The sequence below is a fragment of the Allobaculum stercoricanis DSM 13633 genome, assembly GCF_000384195.1.
Lineage (GTDB): Bacteria > Bacillota_I > Bacilli_A > Erysipelotrichales > Erysipelotrichaceae > Allobaculum > Allobaculum stercoricanis.
The window spans coordinates 1,682,231-1,700,357 of record NZ_KB913034.1 but is presented as its reverse complement, the minus strand read 5'-3'; the positions used below and the strand labels follow the sequence as shown (position 1 = coordinate 1,700,357).

Genomic DNA, 18,127 nt, shown 5'->3' with positions numbered 1-18,127 from the left:
ATTAGGCAGGAAAATAATTATGCAAAAAGTTGATCCAAATCAAAAAAATAAAAAAAGAAATACCTCACCTCTTCTTTTTGGGGGAGTGGCAATTGTATTTCTTGTAGTGGGAATGGTCATTGCAAGCGTTGTGCCGATTCCGTTTTTATCAAAAACAGAAGTCGCTCAAACATCAGATGAACTCAAAAAATTCCAAACGATTTATGATTTGTTGTCTGAAGAATGGTATTACTCAAAAGATGATGAAAATATTCAAACAACATTAATTGAAAATGCGTTAACTGGTATGACGACAATTCCCCAAGATCCACATACTTCCTATTTGGAATTAGAAAGAGCAAGTGCGTTTTCTGATGCTTTAGCGGGCAGCAATGTCGGAATTGGCGTGAGTTTTTTCACAGATACGCAAAACCGCTTTGTTGTTAAAGATGTATATATGAATTCGGCAGCAGATCGCGCCGGAATTCAACCGGGTGATGAGATTGTCAAAGTGGCCAAACAAGAAGTAGCCGGAAAAACAACGGATGAAATCGTAAAAATCATTCAATCGAATGCGAATCAAAGTATGGCGATGCAAGTTAAACGCAATGACGAACTCGTGGATATGATGGTAACCCCGGGCACGTTTGATCAAACGGTAAGTGCAAGAATGTTGGAAGATAACGGATTAATCACTATGAGTTCGTTCTCCCAAGATACCGCAAAAGATTTTACAGAAGCCGTTGGTCGACTTCGTGAACAAGGCGCGAAAAATTTAATTCTCGATTTACGCAATAATACCGGAGGCTATTTAAGCTCCGTCATTCAAATTGCTTCTTCATTATTGCCTTCAAATAGCGTGGTTTTCCAAGAGTGTTTAAAAGATGGAACTGTCAAGACGATCAAAACAGAAGATAACTATGCCCAAGTCGAGTTTGACCATATTTATATTTTGCAAAACAAAAATACGGCATCGGCTTCAGAAATTTTGATCGGGGCTTTAAAAGATCAAATCCCGGACAAAGTAACGACAGTCGGACAAACGACGTATGGAAAAGGAACAGAACAAACAACAATCCCGTTTGAAGATGGCACTTCTATTAAATTCACAAAAGCAGAATGGAAAACACCAAATGGTCTTTCCATCAATAAAGTGGGCTTTATTCCGGATGCCGAAGTGGCTTTAAGCGAGGTTGCGACAGTGAGCTATGTTCCTGTCAGCGAAGAAAGTCCGCTCAATATTACGCCAGATAGTGTACATTCCAATGCGAAAGCAGCGCAGATTTATCTTCGCTATTTAGGTTATCCAGCCCAACGTTCGGATGAATATTTTAGTGTGGCAAGTAGTGAGGCTTTAAAATCATTCCAAAGCGATCAAGGATTAGAACCAACAGGTGTGATTGATAATACGACATTTCAATCGATGCTTGATCTTTTAGCAAAAAAACTAAACGAAGAGTCAATGAATCATGATTCGGTGCTCTTCCAAACGTTAGAGATGATCCATTCCGGTGAAATCCCTGCTCCAGCCGTTCAGCCGGGTGCTCAAGAAGCCGTTACTTCTCAACAAGAAACAACAGAATAAAGACAAAAGAATCAATGAAGACGTAAGAGGTTGCACAACGTCTTGAATTGATTCTTTTTTATTGACTTTTTGAAAAGGAAAGTAGGAATTTTTGACAAGAAAAGGTGAGCTTTTTATAGTAAGGGCAGACAGAGTAGAACGAAAAGCGTTAAGTGTGCCGATAACGGGGAGTTGAATCGGCGACGAAAAGGGTAACCTTGCGGTTTTTTGTTCGCATCCCGCTGCACCGAAAAGATGAACCTCTTTTCCTATGCAACGGAAAGGAGGAATAGATTATGAAATCTGTCGCAAGCTTTTTTAATTTGAAAGGCGCGAAATTAACAAGTACTCGTACAATTACAGGAGTTGCATTATTTGTGGCTCTCTTTGTGGCCTTGCGTTTATTTAACATTCAGCTTTCTGCCACATTAAAAGTGAGCTTTGCTTTTTTAGCGACTGTACTTTGTGCAAGAATTTATGGCTTTTGGCCAACGATGGTGTACGCTTTAACAGCTGATTTTGTGGGCTTTATGATGGCACCAGATGGAATATATAACCCACTATTTGCTTTAGTGCTCATGGTTAAAGGTGCAATTTATGTTGCATTTTTCTATCAAGTAGAAAAAATTTCCGTTCCCCGTATTATCATGGCGCAGATTTTCGCAAATTTGATCGGAAACATCTTATTCAACCCATTATTGTTGACGATGATGTTCGATATGCCTTATTGGGCTTTAGTCAGCAGCCGTGTCGTTAAAAACATTGTCTGCTTGCCGATTGAATGTGTTGTGATCTACTTCGCATTCCGTTATTTGCCTAAAACACTATTTCCAGCCAAAACAGAAACAAACAATGGATAAAGAAAAAGCACCCGCGGGTGCTTTTTTTATACGAAATTTAGAGTTTTAAAAAGTGTTCGAGGACGTAGCCGGCAAAATAGAGCGAGCCACAAACAAGAGTCGTTTTTGATGTTGTTGCGAGTTCTTGAAACAGTGTATCGAGCTCAACAACAGGCGCATTGTATTCTTGGGCAAGTTGATCAAGATCGGCAAGTCGTTCACTTTCAAAAGAAACAAAGTGAAGATTGTTCGTTAAATCTTGAAGTCTTCTAATCATGACATGGGCTTGTTTGTCCGCTAAAACCGAAAAATAGATTTGATCGATTTTTGTATGACTTTGCATCAAAGAAGAAACAAGGGCTTCAATGCCATCGGGATTGTGGGCGCCATCTAAAACGAGATAAGGGTCTTGGCGTAAAACTTGAAAGCGAGCAGGCCAGAAAAAATCTTGGATTGCTTGCTTGAGTTGATCACAACTAAAGGAATAGCCAATTTCATTTAACAGCGTGTAGGCGCACATAAAGTTTTCTTTTTGATAGGCCGGAAGATGCAAATTCCAAAACTCAGAAAAGTCGACTTGCGCTAAATCAGAGTCGTTGAGAATTTTAAGTTTGGCATGGACGGAACGAGCCCGTTGTTGAAAGACGGCTAGACAATCAGGATCTTTTTCAAATGTGACAACCAACATGCCGGGTTGGATAATTCCAGCTTTGGCTTGGGCAATTTCAGCCTTTGTTGAGCCGAGAAAAGCCATGTGGTCAAACCCAATTTGGGTGATGATGCCGTATTTGTAGTCTAAAGCTGTTGTTGCATCTTGGCTTCCCCCTAATCCGGTTTCGATCATTGTCCAAGTCGGATCACTTGTTTGATGGTGGATAAAGGCTTGACGAGCCATCCATAAATCCATTTCAAACATCGTCATGCGGCGCGCAAAGAAGCGATCGCAAAAGGCATCATAAATCGTTTCCCATTCTTGCATGGTGATAGCCTGGCCATTGATGCGAAAGCGCTCATTATGGCGAATCAAATGCGGAGAAATAAAGGAGCGTGTTTGACAAGCTTGGGCTTTGAATAAAACTTCAAGCCAAGTAATCACAGATCCTTTTCCGTTGGTTCCGGCAACATGAATGGCATGTTGCCCATCGAATGGAACAAAGTCTTCTTTGTCCCATTGCTTTAATACAGTTAAATCGTGGTTATGAAATTTACAAGCTTCCATTTCCGTAAGCTTTTCATTAAGTGTTTTTGACATGCCTTTATGATATTCCAAAAATACCCAAGGTCCAATTCGAAACTGAATGAATTTCAGGTACAATAAGGCTGATTTGAATGTAAAAAGAAAGAAGGATCAATATGACTTGGGAAGATATTATGAAAGAAGAACTGGAAAATGGGCCACTTCGTCAAATTCGTCAACAGCTCGATATTGCTTATCAAACAACAACCGTTTATCCCGCAAAAGAAAATCTATTTCGGGCATTAGAAATGACGCCACTCGATCAAGTGAAAGTGGTGATTTTAGGCCAAGATCCTTATTATGGGCCAGGTCAAGCGCAAGGGTTCTCATTTTCTGTTCCGGCCAATATGAAAATTCCCCCTTCTTTAGTGAATATTTATAAAGAACTCGCTTTAGAATACGATACGCCAATCAACCGCTCTGGGGATTTGAGTGATTGGGCCAGTCAAGGTGTCTTGTTATTAAATGCGGTATTATCTGTTGAAGCAGGAAAACCGTTATCTCATCATAAGATGGGTTGGCAACAATTTACGAATGATTTGTTAAAAGTGCTCAATGAACAAGATCAGCCAATTGTATTTTTGCTTTGGGGTGCACAAGCCAAGGGAGCAAAACAATTTTTAAATCATCCTAACCATCTCGTTTTAGAAAGTGTCCATCCTTCGCCACTTAGCGCAAGTCGAGGCTTTTTTTGTAACAATCATTTTAAACTTGCCAATCAATTTTTAATTGATCATGGCGTTGAGCCGATTAATTGGATTCAATCGAACCGCTAAAAGAAAAGTCGCTGTTTATGATAAGTTCCCTTTTAGTAGACACTCGAAATAACTCAATCGAGATGTCACTAAAAGGGAACTTTTTTATGTCTAGAAAAACAAAATATACTGCTGAACAAAAACTTTGGGCAGTTCATCAATACCTCAACCATATGATGTCTGCTTCATCTATTGCGTCAGCCCTCAATATGTCTGCGACAGGGCGCAATTTAATTTTCACTTGGGCTCGGCAATATAAATGTAATGGCGTCGACGCATTTAAAGCCAGACCATCTAATAGCTCATACACTAAAGAGTTCAAAGAACTTGTTTGCCAAGAATATCTAAGTGGGCAAGGTGGGTTAAAAACCCTTGCTACTCGTCATGGAATTCCATCTGATTCGATCGTTTTCAACTGGGTTAAGAAGTATACTAAAAAAACGAACGAACTGAAGGATTACACTCCTCAGCCGGAGGTATACATGGCACCTAGAAAGAAAACAACTTTAGAAGAAAGACGCAAAATTGTTGCATGGTATTACGCTCATGGTTGTAGCTATAAAGAAACTGCTGCTCATTTTGAATGCAGCTATTCTCAAGTCAGAGATTGGGTTATCAAATTCAACGAGCAAGGTGAAGAAGGTCTGCTGGATCGACGAGGGAAAAGAGTCCCTAAAGAAGAACTCGATGAGAATGAACAGTTACGTAGAGAGTTGAAACGACTACAAGCGATTAATCGTCATCTTGAAATGGAGAATGAACTCTTAAAAAAAGCCGAAGCAACAGAAAGGAGATGGTGGAACGATATAGTCGAGTCAAACGAAATCAAATAATGCAAGAATGGAAAGAACATGACTATAAACTGATCGAACAATATCACGTTCAAAAAAATTGGCCGATTCGAGAAATGTGCCAAATTTTAAGTATTAGTCGTGCGGCTTACTATAAATGGCTTCATCGCAAGGAAAAAGGACCAAATCCAGATGAAATCGAGCTGATCGAAAAAATCCAAGAACTCGCAAAGAAAAAGAAACGTTTATATGGATGTAGAAAAATGTCCAGAAAACTGAAGGACATCTATGGAATTGAAGTAGGTGTCAAGAAAGTGTATCGGATCATGGCGAGATTGAATCTTCTTTCTGTTTATCGTCCAAAGAAACATACTTGGATAAAATCTAATCCTGGACAAACTGCAGAAAATATTTTGAATAGAGATTTCGAAAGTACTGCACCGAATCAAAAATGGGTAACTGATATTACTGAAATCAAAGTACCGAAAACAAATCAAAAACTTTATCTTTCTTCGATTTTAGATTTGTATGATCGCAGCGTTATATCATGGAAAGTCAGTACGAAAAACAATTCCGTGCTTGTTGATGAAACATTAAGAGAAGCATTAGAGAAGAATCCAGGAGGATGCCAGCTATTCCATTCAGATAGAGGTTTTCAATATACGCGTCCCGTATTCTGTCATTGGCTAGAAGAAATGGGGATTCAACAATCTATGTCTCGGGTTGGAAGATGCATAGACAACGCAAGTATGGAAGGATTTCAAGGAATTGTAAAAGACATACTCTTTATTCTGCACCCAGAAATCAATTCAATAGAGAGTTGCATCCAAGCTGTATCAGAGACCATTGAATTTTATATGAACGAATATCCACAAGAACGTTTTCATGGAAAAACACCAGCCGTAGTGCGAGCAGAGGCATTCAAAACGGATCATCCAGCAGAATATCCAATTCAACCGAATTTGAGAATCCAGAAATTCTGGAAAAAAATCGAGCAAAAAAATTGGTAATGAATGGCTAGCCATTCATTACCAATACACAACTATATTTAGTTATTTCATAGTGTCTACTTTACAAGGACGCATCATATTCAACAATAAACAACGACTTTTTCATTAGAGACCTTTGAGTTCGAAAATCATGTCACGAAGTTCAGCGGCGCGTTCGAAATCGAGATCAGCGGCAGCTTGGCGCATTTCTTTTTCGAGTTCGGCAATATAAGTTGCAGTATCTTTTTTCGAGAGTTTTTGTTTTTTCTTGAGATACTTGGCAGTCATCTGCTTCGTTTCTTTTGAGTGCACCACTTCTCGAATTGGTTTGATAATCGTTTTTGGAACAATACCATGTGCTTGGTTATAAGCAACTTGGATCGAGCGGCGACGGGCCGTTTCATCAATCGCATATTGCATTGATTCGGTGATCGTGTCGCCATACATAATGACCTTACCTTGAGCATTACGAGCCGCACGACCGATAATTTGGATTAATGAACGTTTTGAACGTAAGAAGCCTTCTTTATCCGCATCTAAAATGGTGATTAAAGAGACTTCAGGAATATCCAAACCTTCGCGCAATAAGTTGATTCCGACTAATACATCATATTTTCCTTTGCGAAGATCTTGAATAATTTCGACACGTTCAATCGTTTTAACTTCATGGTGAAGCCAAGCGACTTTGATGTTGAGGTTTTTGAGATATTCGGTTAAATCTTCCGCCATGCGAACGGTTAATGTTGTGACTAACGTTCGTTCGTTACGTGCGATGCGATCGTTAATTTCACCAACTAAATCATCGATTTGACCGAGAGTTGGTCGAACTTCGACAATTGGATCCAATAAACCAGTTGGACGAATGATTTGTTCGATGATTTCCCCTTGTGTTTGTTCAAGTTCATAATCACCAGGAGTGGCCGAAACATAAATCGTTTGTTTGGCCTTCTTTTCAAATTCATCAAACGTTAAAGGACGGTTGTCGAGGGCAGAAGGTAGACGGAATCCATAATCGACAAGCGTTTGTTTACGGGCTCTATCGCCATTAAACATGCCTCGAATCTGTGGTAAAGAAACGTGTGATTCATCGATAATCATCAAAAAATCATCAGGGAAATAATCAAATAACGTATAAGGAGTTTCACCCGGTTTACGTCCGTCAATATGGCGAGAGTAGTTTTCAATGCCAGGACAGACGCCAAATTCCCGCAAAGCTTCAATATCGTAACGACAACGTTGTTCCAAACGTTCTTTTTCTAAAGGTTTATTCATCTGATCAAAATAATCGAGACGATCTTTGAGTTCTTCTTCGATTTGATTGGCAGCTTTGTGGATGATGTCCATGCTTGTCGCATAACCACTAGCCGGGTAAAGGTTATAGAAATTATAGGCTTGAATTAATTGCCCAGTTAAAGGTTCGACTTCACAAATTCGTTCGATTTCATCACCAAACATTTCGATACGAATGATATACCGGTCGGTATGTCCAGGTGCAATTTCAATCACATCGCCCCTTACGCGAAATGTTCCTCGTGTTTGATCCACATCATTGCGTTGATATTGTTGGTTGATTAATTTCATCAACAATTCTTGTCGATCGATAAGATCGCCAACATGAATCGTGTCGATCATATCACGGTATTGATCTGGGTTTGAAGCACCATAAATACAAGCAACAGATGCGACAATAATCGTATCTTGGTGGTGCAGTGCGGAATTGACGGCGGCCATGCGCAACATATCTAATTCTTCATTTGTCTTCGTATTTTTATCGATATACGTATCGGTTTTAGGCATATAGGCTTCTGGTTGATAGTAATCGAAATAAGAAACGAAGTACTCAACGTGGTTATGTGGGAAAAACTCTTTGAGTTCAGAATAAAGCTGACTAGCTAAAGTTTTGTTGTGGGCAAAGACTAAAGTAGGACGATTGACTTGGGCGATGACATTCGCCATCGTATATGTCTTACCAGTTCCCGTTGCCCCCAGTAAAACTTGATGTTGTTCTCCGTTTTGAATCCCTTGGACAAGCTTTAAAATGGCTTCTGGTTGATCACCAGCGGGGGGATAGGGAGAAACTAATTCAAATTTTTCGTCCATGAAATACTCCTTTCTATTTGTTTTGGGGTTAATAATAGAAGTGTAGACAAGAAACTTGTCTTGTCGAGGTTGAATGCCATGGTTGAATTGTGCCAAGATTTTAGCGAAATGTTTTTATGGATTCAAGCGATACGAGTCATTGTTAAATCGGGAAAGAATCTCCAGAGAAGCGGGATTCAATTTTGGATTAAACTCGTTAAAATTATAATCAAGAAATACAGTTTTATTTTGGAAAAGATAAATAAAAGAACATTCAATTCACGAATCTTTTGTTTATGTTCATCAACAGAAAGGGGAAAGATAAAATGCATCGAATGCAAACGCGGGCAGTCCAAGTTGGACCTTTAACAATTGGAGGCGATAATCGGGTTGTCATTCAATCGATGTGCTCCATTCGGACCAATAAAGTGGATGAAGTAGTCGAACAAATTTTAAATCTTGAAAAACAAGGTTGTGAACTCATCCGTGTATCCGTCATGGATATGAGTGATGCACAAGCGATTCGAGAAATTAAGCGTCAAATTCATATTCCGCTCGTGGCAGATATTCATTTTGACTACAAGTTAGCACTAGCAGCAATTGAAGCAGGTGCGGATAAAATTCGGCTCAATCCGGGAAATATTGGTGCTCGCGAAAATGTCGAAGCGGTTGTCCGGAGTTGTAAAGAACATCATGTGCCAATTCGTATTGGAATTAACTCAGGATCTTTAGAAAAAGAGATTCACGAAAAATATGGCAAACCGACAGCGCAAGGAATGATTGAATCCGCAAAACGCCACGTCCAAATTTTAGAAGATCTCGATTTTCACGACATTGTACTGTCATTTAAATCCAGCGATCCGATTTTATGTTTAGAGGTCTATCGACAAGCAGCCAAAGAATTCGATTATCCACTACATTTAGGAGTAACGGAAGCGGGAACTGTGATGACTTCAGCAGTGAAATCCACACTTGCACTCGGTCCACTTCTGCTTGAAGGAATCGGCAATACAATTCGCATTTCCGTGAATGGAGATGCGAGTTTAGAATTGCCAATTGTCAAAGAATTGTTAAAAGATTGCGGATTAAAAGATGACGTTCCAAATCTAATTGCTTGTCCAACTTGTGGTCGTACGGCATGGGAGATGAAACCGGTTGTCGATGAGATGGAAAGTTGGCTCCAAACGATTCATAAACCAATTACGGTTGCGATTATGGGTTGTGCAGTCAATGGTCCGGGGGAAGCGAAACACGCCGATATTGCGATTGCGGGCGGACGCAATGAAGGATTGTTGATTCGTAAAGGACAAATTATTGAGAAGTTAGATCAAAGTGAAATGGTCGATCGCCTCAAAGAAGAAATTCAAAAATATACAGAACAATAAAAATGAACTAAATTATTACACTTTTTAACACTCAATGCGATGGACTTTGTGAAGAAATTGACCAAATTTTATTTATGGAGTTCGAGTGCTATATTAGTTGGTGGGTAGAGCAAATATATGCCCTTACAAAAAAGGAAGTAAAACAACATGATCATCTCTAAATTAACTGAACTTGTTCGTGGAAAAGGTACACGAATCGTTTTTACTGAAGGCTGGGATCCACGTGTAGCGGGTGCAGCTGTGCGTTTACATAAAGAAGATTTATGCACACCTATTCTTTTAGGTAACCGTGCTGTAGTCGAAGGAAACGCAAAAGAAAATGGCTTCGATATCACAGGTATCGAAATTCTTGATCCAAAAGAATATCCAGCAGAAGAATTGGAAAAAATGGTAGTCCGTATGGTCGCTTTACGTCGTGGACGTCTCGATCATGATGGTGCACAAGAATTATTAACTCATACAAACTACTTCGGAACAATGTTAGTAGAAATGGGTAAAGCAGATGGCTTATTAGGTGGGGCAACTTACTCTACTGCTGATACAGTTCGTCCTGCATTACAGTTAGTTAAAACTGCTCCAGGTCAGAGCATCGTATCTTCAACATTTATCTTAGTTAAAGATGGTCAGCAATTATTCATGTCTGACTGTGCGATCAACTTAGATCCAAATCCGGATGAACTCGTTGAAATCGCATTACAAACTGCAGATACAGCACAAAAATTCGGTGTTGAACCACGCGTTGCAATGCTTTCATACTCTTCTTATGGCTCTGCAAAAGGTCATTGCGTAGCTAAAATGGAAGAAGCTACAACTCGTTTAAAACGTATGCCTTTAACTTTCAAAGTTGATGGTGAAATGCAATTTGACTGTGCAGTTTCTCCAGAAGTTGCAAAATTAAAAGCACCAGATTCTCCAGTAGCTGGTAAAGCAAACACATTCATATTCCCTAACTTGTCTAGTGGAAACATCGGTTATAAAATCGCTGCTCGTTTAGGTGGATGGGAAGCATTAGGACCAATCCTTCAAGGATTAAATGCGCCAATCAACGACTTAAGCCGTGGAGCAAATGAAGAAGAAATCTACAAAATGGCAATTTTAACTGCTGCTCAAAAAGTTGCGCAGACAGAACCACTTCCATTCTAAGTTTGATTTTTCTTGAATCAGATCATTTAAACTCGCCAAATTTGGCGAGTTTTTTTCTTGAGGGACAGAACCTTCAATGAGAGCAATTTTGAAGGTAAAGCGAGATTGACTAACAAAATGTTGAGAAACGCAATTTTAAAGACAAGACAAGCGGACAAATGCAATCGAGCTGATATACTGAAGGCATGAAAAAGAATGATATTTTACCTTGGGACCTTGAAGAAGGTGCTGTTATGGACTTTGTTGAGAATCAAATCTTATTGATTCTTAAAGACGAAGATTGGAATGAAAACCAATTGCAAAGTGCAACAGATAATCCGATTCAAGTTGTTCTTTGCGAAACCAATGGTGTATTGATTTTCCTTGCTCAAGGCGGACCGATCGATACTTGCGATTTTTACTTCAATATTCAAGAATGCGATGAAAAGAAGACGTTACTTGAACAAAGAAATCTAGATGTACGCTTGTTGTTGGTGAATCGTGAAAATCGAATCGTTGCACTTAAGAGCACAACTCTCTCACTGAAGTTGACGGAACAAATCGTCGACATCTTACAAAAACAAGATCAATACCCATTTATGCCGGGAGAATTCGATGCGAATGTGGATGGATTAATGGCAACTTTTGAACCGGCGGAATTGTATCGCTTCAAAAAATTAGAATTTGAATTGCGTTAAAATGAAAACTCGTTATTCTCTAACAATGAGCGAATTAAAAAAGGAGAAAAATATGAAAGCTGTAATTAGCGTAATTGGTCAGGATAGAGTAGGCATCCTGGCTATGGTTGCAAACATTTGTGCAGAACACAATGTGAATGTTTTAGAAGTATCTCAGACGATCGTCGATGGAGTATTCTCCATGACAATGATCTGTGACTTAGAAAAATTGAATATCACGATGGACGATTTTGCTAGCAAATTCGAAGCATTCGGTGAAGAAAATAACCTGGTAATCCGCGTGATGAACTACGAAATTTTCCAGGCAATGCATTCCATTTAAGAGGTGCTTATGCAAACAGATAAAATTCTTGAAACGATCAAGATGATCGATGAGGAATGCTTGGATATTCGTACAATCACAATGGGGATCTCCTTATTAGATTGTGCTGATCCAGATATCCATGAATCCTGCAAAAAAGTAGAAAATAAAATTTGTCGTTTAGCTAAAGACTTAGTGAAAGTTGGCGATGACATTTCTCGTGAATTTGGAATTCCAGTCGTAAATAAACGAATTTCTGTTACGCCAATCGCTCTTTTAGTTGCGGCAAGTGGTGGTGACCCAGTGGAATACGCACTAACTTTAGAACGTTGTGCGCAAAAATTAGGCGTTAACTTCATTGGTGGTTATTCCGCATTAGTGCAAAAAGGGTTTGCTAAAGGGGATCGCGAATTAATCGAAAGTATTCCTCGAGCACTCACTTTGACACAACACGTATGTTCTTCTGTTAACATCGGTTCGACAAAAGCGGGTATTAACATGGATGCTGTTAAGAAAATGGGTCAAGTCGTACGTACTTGTGCAGAAATGACTGCAGATGACAACTGCATGGCAGCAGCAAAACTTGTTGTATTCTGCAATGCGCCAGAAGATAACCCATTTATGGCCGGAGCATTCCATGGCGTTGGTGAAGCAGATTGCGTCATTAACGTTGGTGTTTCTGGTCCAGGTGTTGTTCGTGCAGCACTCGCAAAATTGGATAAAAATGCTTCTATGGATGAAGTTGCAGATTTAATTAAACGCACAGCATTCAAAATTACAAGAATGGGACAAATGGTTGGTCGCGAAGCGAGCAAACGTTTAGGTGTTCCATTTGGAATTGTTGACTTATCTCTTGCACCAACACCTGCAATTGGTGACTCTGTTGCTTATATCCTTGAAGAAATGGGCTTAGACACTTGTGGTGCTTATGGTACAACTGCATGTTTAGCGCTCTTAAATGACGCAGTTAAAAAAGGTGGCGTCATGGCAACAAGCCATGTTGGTGGCCTTTCTGGTGCATTTATCCCTGTTTCTGAAGATGCGGGTATGATCGCAGCCGCTTCTAAAGGCGTGTTAACGCTGGAAAAATTGGAAGCGATGACAGCTGTATGCTCTGTTGGTTTGGATATGATCGTTGTGGATGGCAATACAAGTGCCGAAATTATTTCTGGGGTCATTGCGGATGAAGCAGCAATCGGTATGGTCAATACGAAAACAACTGCGGTTCGTATCATTCCAGCAATTGGTAAAAAAGTCGGTGAAGTACTCGACTTTGGTGGTTTATTAGGATCAGGTCCAGTTATTGCGATTAACCAAACAGGAAACTCTATATTTGTAAATCGTGGTGGCCGTATTCCTGCTCCATTACAAGCGCTGAAAAACTAATTTTTATTGCTTAAATTGATCCGTTTCGTCTGGGCGAGACGGATTTTTTTAGAAATCGTTAGATGAAAATCTATGTAAGAAATGAAATAAAAAGATGTAAACAAATGTAATTTTTAAGAAAAAATGTCAGATTTAGAGGCTGACTTTATATAAAAAGCACGATTCTTGACAAAAAATTGCATTTGATGTTTGCGTTTTGGTTTGGCTTGTGCTTAAATCATCGCATAAACGAAGAAGAGAAGTAGTAAGAGCGGAAAGCTTTTAGAGAGGCGACGGTTGGTGAAAGTCGTTAGTGGAACGTTCTGAACGTGTCTTGGAGTGCTGGTTAATCCCTGCCGTGATCCGCGTTAAGGATAAAGTGTCCCGATTAAGATGAATGAGAATATCGGGGAAGTAAGGTGGTACCGCGTGTTCAAGCGTCCTTTCGTATTAACGAAAGGGCGCTTTTTTTTAAGACTTGAAATCTACTTCAAGAAATATAAGGGAGCTATCCCCGGAAAGGAATAAGAGTATGAAAAAAACAGTTTCTGTAGCATTATGTTCTTTAATGGCTTTATCTATGGCGGCTTGCTCTAATAGCAACAACGCTTCTTCTGCAGCATCCGATGGTGCAAATGCAGAAGCAAAAACAATTTTAGTAGGAATTTCCCCAGACTATCCACCATATGAATCTAAAGATGCAAGTGGTGAAATCATCGGTTTCGATGCTGATATGGTTGATTGGTTATTTAACTACCTCAACGAAAATGGCCACAACTACAAATATGAATTCGAAGAATTATCTTTTGATACAATCATTTCCAGCTTACAAGCAGGTCAAATTGACTTAGGTGTATCTGGTTTCACATATGACCCTGATCGTGCTGGAATCTTCTCCGATTCTTATTATGATTCTGCACAAGTTATCGTTGTTACAGAAGATTCTACAATCACTGGAGCAGCAGATTTAAACGGTAAAACAGTTGGTGCTCAACAAGGTGCAACTGGTGAATCTGCAGCGCAAGAAATCGAAGGCGCAAAAGTACAAGCAGTCGCTGATGCAAACTTGATGATGGAAAACTTAAAAGCACAAGGAATCGATGCAGTTGTTTTAGATAAAGCTGTAGCGGATCAATATGTAAGTAAAGGTGGTTTCAAAATCGTTGGTGAACAATTAATGGATGAAGAAAACATCATTTACACATCTGAAGATCAACAAGAATTAATGGATCAAATCAACGAAGCAATCGCTGCCTTCAAAGAAAGCGATGACTACAAAGCAATGACTGAAAAATGGTTTGCGAGTGAAGTTGAATAATGGATAAAGTTTTAACAGGCGAAAATATGATGTTCCTGCTGCAAGGGGCAGGGATCTCGTTGGCGCTAGCGCTTGGGGCATTGCTCATTGGAATGGTGATCGGTGTCTTAATGGCAGCTGGACGAATTTCTAAACATAAAATCTTCAATATTCTTTGTGGTACATATGTCGAAGTATTACGTGGAACTCCAATGTTGTTACAAATTATGTTCTTCTATTTGGGAATTCCAGTATTAATTCGTATGATGACGGGCGTTCGTGTTCGCATGGATGTCTATGTCGTTGCTTTGGTTGCTTTATCCTTAAACTCTGGAGCATATCAAGCGGAATTGTTCCGTTCTGGTATTCAAGGGGTAGATAAAGGACAATGGGAAGCTTGTGAAACATTAGGAATCGGTTATTGGCCAATGATGCTCAAAATCATCTTGCCACAAGCATTCAAACGCATTGTTCCACCACTTGTTAGTGAATTTATTACGCTGATCAAAGACTCTTCTTTGGCAAGCTGTATTGGAACGAGTGAATTGATGTACAACGCCCAAGTTTTAGGGGCACATTACTACGATTATTTAACACCACTGCTCATTGCCGGTGTGGTTTATCTGTGCATGACTTTAGTAATTAGCTGGTTAGCACATAAATTGGAAAGGAGATTAGCAGTCAGTGACTAATAACAACCCTTCCGTCATGATTCAAGCCAATAATCTTTCGAAAAACTTCTCTGGTATGCATGCTTTAAAAGGAGCAAGCTTATCCGTGGAAAGAGGAGAAGTTGTATGCTTAATCGGACCTTCTGGTTCCGGAAAATCGACTTTCTTACGTTGCATTCATGGCTTAGAAAAACCAGATGGTGGCGAAGTTTATTTGGAAGGTAAATTGCTGGATCCAAAAAACAAAGAAGAATATCGAGCTTTACGAAATAAAATGGGCTTCGTATTCCAACACTTCAATTTATTTCCAAACTTAACAGTTTTGGAAAACTGCACATTTGCGCAAATGCAAGTGCTCAAACGTACGCAAGAAGAGGCGACAGAAAATGCGTTATCCTATTTAGGTAAAGTAGGATTACTCGAGAAAAAAGATAGTTACCCAAATAACTTATCTGGTGGACAAAAACAGCGTGTAGCGATCGCAAGAGCGCTATGCATGAATCCAGAAATTATGTTATTTGATGAACCAACTTCCGCATTAGACCCAGAAATGATTAAAGAAGTTCTGGAGGTTATTCAAGAACTCGCAGCGCAAGGGATGACGATGATCGTCGTTACTCATGAAATGGGATTTGCGCGTAAAGTAGGAACAAAAATTGTGTTCTTAGAAGCGGGTCATGTGATTGAAGAAGCAAACTCGGAAGAATTCTTCACAGCGCCAAAAAGTGATCGTGCTAAAGAATTCTTATCCAAAGTGATTTACGACTAGAATTTATAAAATATAGATGATTCATTAAATAGAAATAGATGGTTGGGATTGTGCTAGGCAACTCGATCATCTATTTTTTTGAAAGAGAAAACAGCTGGGAGGATACAATGAAAATTGCAAGATTTCTGACGGAAGAATGGATGAATGATTATGAACAACAAGCAAAATACAATTTAACGGATACTTCCTGCGAAAGTTTAACGATGCAAGATTTATTGCAGTTTGATCCGAAAGCACTAGAAAACATTACTTTAGATTATGGATGGATTACTGGATTACCCGAATTACGTAAAGAAGTGTTGTCGCTATATCAAAATCAAGATGACAACACACTAGCGTTTACGCATGGGGGACTACAAGCGAACGAATTGGCCATGAACCTTGTTTTAAACCCAAAAGATCACATCATCACCATTCATCCCGGGTATCAACAATTCCGTGATTATCCCCGCTTTTTAGGTTGTGAGGCAAGTGAGGTTTCTCTTGATCCAACGGATTGGTCATTGCCACTTGATCAAGTGGAAAAAGCAATCCAATCGAATACGAAAATGATCATTTTTGCAAACCCTTCTAATCCAACAGGAACATGGCTAGATCAAAGCCAACTCGAACAGTTGATTGCCTTATGCCAAGCAAAAAATATTTGGATTTTAGTCGATGAAGTATATCGTAACCCATTGTGTATGGAGCAAGAAGTGGCAATTAGCGACTTGTATGATAAAGGAATTTCCACTTCTTCTTTATCCAAAGTTTATGGTGCTGCCGGTTTGCGTTTTGGTTGGATCAAAGCCAATCCCCAACTTATCGCAAGGGTACATTCCATGCGTGATCATATGTTGATTTCCACGGGACCATTAGTAGAACGAATGGCTCTTGTTGTTTTGAAAAATAGAAAAGAAATTATTGAACGTGTACAAGAAGTTGTACAAGATAATAAACAAACGATTACAGAATGGCTCAAACAAACGCCATATTACAAACTCGTGATGCCCCAAAAAGGGACTGTATCTTTTTTACAACTGCCAAGTGGTGTCGACTCGACACGCTTTGCGATCGACTTATTAAATGAGACCGGGATTTTCTTTGTACCCGGTTCGACATTTGAAATGGAAGGCTATGTTCGCCTAGGACTTGCTAAAAAACATCAAAATTTAAAAGAAACGCTTACACTCTTGGATAGTTTTACGAAAAAATGGATGAAAGAACACGTAGATTGATCATTCTTTCGGGCTGTAAGTGAAAATGGTTGTAAAATATGAAACAAAAATGAAAGGAAAAATGGCTTATGACAATTAGAGTTGGTGTTTTAGGTTATGGGAATCTTGGTCGTGGTGTAGAATGCGCCCTTCAACAAAATCCAGACATGGAATTGGTTGCTGTTTTTACAAGAAGAGATCCCAAAACTGTTTCTATTTTAACCCCAGGGGTATCGGTTTATTCAGTTGATGATGCGATGAAGATGAAAGATCAAATTGATGTTATGATCATTTGTGGAGGGAGTGCTAAAGATCTTCCAGAACAAACGCCACAATTTGTTCAATATTTCAACGTCGTAGATAGTTTTGATACGCATGCGGCAATTCCTGAACACTTTGAACGGGTCGATCAAGCCGCAAAAGCGTCAGGAAAAATCGGCATGATTTCTATTGGATGGGATCCAGGAATGTTCTCTTTAAACCGTTTGTATGCTAGTACAATTCTTCCAGAAGGACAAGATTATACGTTCTGGGGAAAAGGGGTCAGCCAAGGTCATTCAGATGCAATTCGTCGTATTGAAGGAGTCATTGATGCTCGTCAATATACGATTCCAGTCGAACAATCTTTAGAAGCCGTACGCAATGGAGAAAATCCTGAACTCAGCGCTCGCCAAAAACATACACGGGAATGCTTTGTTGTGGCACAAGAAGGTGCAGACTTGGCAAGAATTGAACACGAAATCGTAACGATGCCAAACTATTTTGCGGATTACGATACAACTGTTCATTTCATTAGTGCAGAAGAATTAAAAGCTAATCATAGTGGAATTCCACACGGTGGATTTGTGATTCGCACGGGCACAACAGGTTGGAATAAAGAAAATAAACATATTATTGAATATCGTTTAAAACTCGATTCCAATCCAGAATTTACTTCTTCTGTATTAGTCGCATATGCAAGAGCTACTTATCGCTTAAATCAAGAAGGACAATGTGGATGCAAAACTGCATTTGATGTTGCACCAGCCTATTTGAGTGCCAAAACACCAGAAGAGCTGCACAAAAATTTATTGTAAAAATAAAACGTCAA

The 18,127-nt window shown here is 39.4% G+C and carries 17 protein-coding genes, 1 riboswitch and 1 other annotated feature; of the genes, 15 read left to right on the top strand and 2 right to left on the bottom strand.

Going from position 1 to position 18,127, the window contains the following annotated elements; all coding sequences use genetic code 11:
* Positions 1–19: 19 nt before the first annotated feature.
* Positions 20–1,564: a S41 family peptidase gene (locus ALLST_RS10515; protein ID WP_019893616.1), complete on the top strand. Its 1,545-nt coding sequence runs from the start codon at positions 20–22 to the stop codon at positions 1,562–1,564.
* Positions 1,565–1,691: 127 nt separating this feature from the next.
* Positions 1,692–1,790: riboswitch (THF riboswitch) on the top strand.
* 49 nt (positions 1,791–1,839) lie between these two features.
* Positions 1,840–2,403, top strand: coding sequence for a folate family ECF transporter S component (locus tag ALLST_RS0107890; RefSeq protein WP_019893615.1), 564 nt, complete (start codon positions 1,840–1,842; stop codon positions 2,401–2,403).
* A 37-nt stretch (positions 2,404–2,440) separates the two neighbouring features.
* On the opposite strand, the gene ALLST_RS10510 is transcribed toward ALLST_RS0107890, so the two are convergent.
* Entirely contained in the window at positions 2,441–3,634 is a 1,194-nt protein-coding gene (locus ALLST_RS10510) for a bifunctional folylpolyglutamate synthase/dihydrofolate synthase (protein ID WP_019893614.1), read from the bottom strand.
* 101 nt (positions 3,635–3,735) lie between these two features.
* Between ALLST_RS10510 and ALLST_RS0107880 the strand changes: the two genes are divergently transcribed.
* From ALLST_RS0107880 to ALLST_RS0107870, 3 genes are all read left to right on the top strand, one after another.
* A complete protein-coding gene (locus tag ALLST_RS0107880; protein ID WP_019893612.1) occupies positions 3,736–4,395 on the top strand; it encodes a uracil-DNA glycosylase in 660 nt (219 codons plus the stop codon).
* An 86-nt stretch (positions 4,396–4,481) separates the two neighbouring features.
* A complete protein-coding gene (locus ALLST_RS0107875) occupies positions 4,482–5,207 on the top strand; it encodes a transposase (protein WP_019892465.1) in 726 nt (241 codons plus the stop codon).
* Positions 5,207–6,175: an IS3 family transposase gene (locus ALLST_RS0107870; RefSeq protein ID WP_019892466.1), complete on the top strand. Its 969-nt coding sequence runs from the start codon at positions 5,207–5,209 to the stop codon at positions 6,173–6,175. The genes ALLST_RS0107875 and ALLST_RS0107870 overlap by 1 nt, the downstream gene beginning before the upstream one ends.
* Before the next feature lie 105 nt (positions 6,176–6,280).
* Here ALLST_RS0107870 and uvrB read toward each other — a convergent pair whose 3' ends face one another.
* Complete coding sequence (gene uvrB, locus ALLST_RS0107865; RefSeq protein WP_019893609.1) at positions 6,281–8,254, bottom strand: excinuclease ABC subunit UvrB; 1,974 nt, start codon at positions 8,252–8,254, stop codon at positions 6,281–6,283.
* Positions 8,255–8,559: 305 nt separating this feature from the next.
* Here uvrB and ispG point away from each other — a divergent pair, with 305 nt between their 5' ends.
* The 10 genes from ispG to ALLST_RS0107815 all read left to right on the top strand — a co-directional run bounded on the left by ispG (position 8,560) and on the right by ALLST_RS0107815 (position 18,113).
* On the top strand, positions 8,560–9,618 hold the full coding sequence (ispG, locus tag ALLST_RS0107860; RefSeq protein ID WP_019893608.1) for a flavodoxin-dependent (E)-4-hydroxy-3-methylbut-2-enyl-diphosphate synthase: 1,059 nt from the start codon (positions 8,560–8,562) through the stop codon (positions 9,616–9,618).
* A gap of 147 nt (positions 9,619–9,765) precedes the next feature.
* Positions 9,766–10,761, top strand: coding sequence for a phosphate acetyltransferase (gene pta / locus ALLST_RS0107855; RefSeq protein WP_019893607.1), 996 nt, complete (start codon positions 9,766–9,768; stop codon positions 10,759–10,761).
* 185 nt (positions 10,762–10,946) lie between these two features.
* Positions 10,947–11,438, top strand: a complete 492-nt coding sequence (locus tag ALLST_RS0107850) for a hypothetical protein (protein ID WP_019893606.1) — start codon at positions 10,947–10,949, stop codon at positions 11,436–11,438.
* Positions 11,439–11,490: 52 nt separating this feature from the next.
* Entirely contained in the window at positions 11,491–11,760 is a 270-nt protein-coding gene (locus tag ALLST_RS0107845; protein ID WP_019893605.1) for an ACT domain-containing protein, read from the top strand.
* 9 nt (positions 11,761–11,769) lie between these two features.
* Positions 11,770–13,125 carry a PFL family protein gene (locus ALLST_RS0107840; RefSeq protein ID WP_019893604.1) on the top strand — a complete coding sequence of 452 codons (1,356 nt, stop codon included), beginning with the start codon at positions 11,770–11,772 and terminating at the stop codon, positions 13,123–13,125.
* 222 nt (positions 13,126–13,347) lie between these two features.
* Positions 13,348–13,552, top strand: a binding site (T-box leader).
* A gap of 84 nt (positions 13,553–13,636) precedes the next feature.
* Entirely contained in the window at positions 13,637–14,422 is a 786-nt protein-coding gene (locus ALLST_RS0107835; RefSeq protein ID WP_019893602.1) for a transporter substrate-binding domain-containing protein, read from the top strand.
* The gene (locus ALLST_RS0107830) at positions 14,422–15,093 is read left to right on the top strand and encodes an amino acid ABC transporter permease (RefSeq protein WP_019893600.1); all 672 of its coding nucleotides are present in this window, start codon (positions 14,422–14,424) and stop codon (positions 15,091–15,093) included. Before ALLST_RS0107835 ends, ALLST_RS0107830 begins: the two co-directional genes overlap by 1 nt.
* A 16-nt stretch (positions 15,094–15,109) precedes the next feature.
* Positions 15,110–15,841 carry an amino acid ABC transporter ATP-binding protein gene (locus tag ALLST_RS0107825; protein WP_026472844.1) on the top strand — a complete coding sequence of 244 codons (732 nt, stop codon included), beginning with the start codon at positions 15,110–15,112 and terminating at the stop codon, positions 15,839–15,841.
* Positions 15,842–15,948: 107 nt separating this feature from the next.
* Complete coding sequence (locus tag ALLST_RS0107820; protein WP_019893598.1) at positions 15,949–17,058, top strand: aminotransferase class I/II-fold pyridoxal phosphate-dependent enzyme; 1,110 nt, start codon at positions 15,949–15,951, stop codon at positions 17,056–17,058.
* A gap of 68 nt (positions 17,059–17,126) precedes the next feature.
* Positions 17,127–18,113, top strand: coding sequence for a diaminopimelate dehydrogenase (locus tag ALLST_RS0107815; protein ID WP_019893597.1), 987 nt, complete (start codon positions 17,127–17,129; stop codon positions 18,111–18,113).
* The last annotated feature ends 14 nt before the right edge of the window (positions 18,114–18,127 follow it).

Excerpts from the sequence above, each read along its gene's own strand:
- ALLST_RS10515 (WP_019893616.1), top strand. The coding sequence starts at position 20 with ATGCAAAAAGTTGATCCAAATCAAAAAAATAAAAAAAGAAATACCTCA.
- ALLST_RS0107890 (WP_019893615.1), top strand. The coding sequence starts at position 1,840 with ATGAAATCTGTCGCAAGCTTTTTTAATTTGAAAGGCGCGAAATTAACA.
- ALLST_RS10510 (WP_019893614.1), bottom strand. The coding sequence starts at position 3,634 with ATGTCAAAAACACTTAATGAAAAGCTTACGGAAATGGAAGCTTGTAAA.
- ALLST_RS0107880 (WP_019893612.1), top strand. The coding sequence starts at position 3,736 with ATGACTTGGGAAGATATTATGAAAGAAGAACTGGAAAATGGGCCACTT.
- ALLST_RS0107875 (WP_019892465.1), top strand. The coding sequence starts at position 4,482 with ATGTCTAGAAAAACAAAATATACTGCTGAACAAAAACTTTGGGCAGTT.
- ALLST_RS0107870 (WP_019892466.1), top strand. The coding sequence starts at position 5,207 with ATGCAAGAATGGAAAGAACATGACTATAAACTGATCGAACAATATCAC.
- uvrB (WP_019893609.1), bottom strand. The coding sequence starts at position 8,254 with ATGGACGAAAAATTTGAATTAGTTTCTCCCTATCCCCCCGCTGGTGAT.
- ispG (WP_019893608.1), top strand. The coding sequence starts at position 8,560 with ATGCATCGAATGCAAACGCGGGCAGTCCAAGTTGGACCTTTAACAATT.
- pta (WP_019893607.1), top strand. The coding sequence starts at position 9,766 with ATGATCATCTCTAAATTAACTGAACTTGTTCGTGGAAAAGGTACACGA.
- ALLST_RS0107850 (WP_019893606.1), top strand. The coding sequence starts at position 10,947 with ATGAAAAAGAATGATATTTTACCTTGGGACCTTGAAGAAGGTGCTGTT.
- ALLST_RS0107845 (WP_019893605.1), top strand. The coding sequence starts at position 11,491 with ATGAAAGCTGTAATTAGCGTAATTGGTCAGGATAGAGTAGGCATCCTG.
- ALLST_RS0107840 (WP_019893604.1), top strand. The coding sequence starts at position 11,770 with ATGCAAACAGATAAAATTCTTGAAACGATCAAGATGATCGATGAGGAA.
- ALLST_RS0107835 (WP_019893602.1), top strand. The coding sequence starts at position 13,637 with ATGAAAAAAACAGTTTCTGTAGCATTATGTTCTTTAATGGCTTTATCT.
- ALLST_RS0107830 (WP_019893600.1), top strand. The coding sequence starts at position 14,422 with ATGGATAAAGTTTTAACAGGCGAAAATATGATGTTCCTGCTGCAAGGG.
- ALLST_RS0107825 (WP_026472844.1), top strand. The coding sequence starts at position 15,110 with ATGATTCAAGCCAATAATCTTTCGAAAAACTTCTCTGGTATGCATGCT.
- ALLST_RS0107820 (WP_019893598.1), top strand. The coding sequence starts at position 15,949 with ATGAAAATTGCAAGATTTCTGACGGAAGAATGGATGAATGATTATGAA.
- ALLST_RS0107815 (WP_019893597.1), top strand. The coding sequence starts at position 17,127 with ATGACAATTAGAGTTGGTGTTTTAGGTTATGGGAATCTTGGTCGTGGT.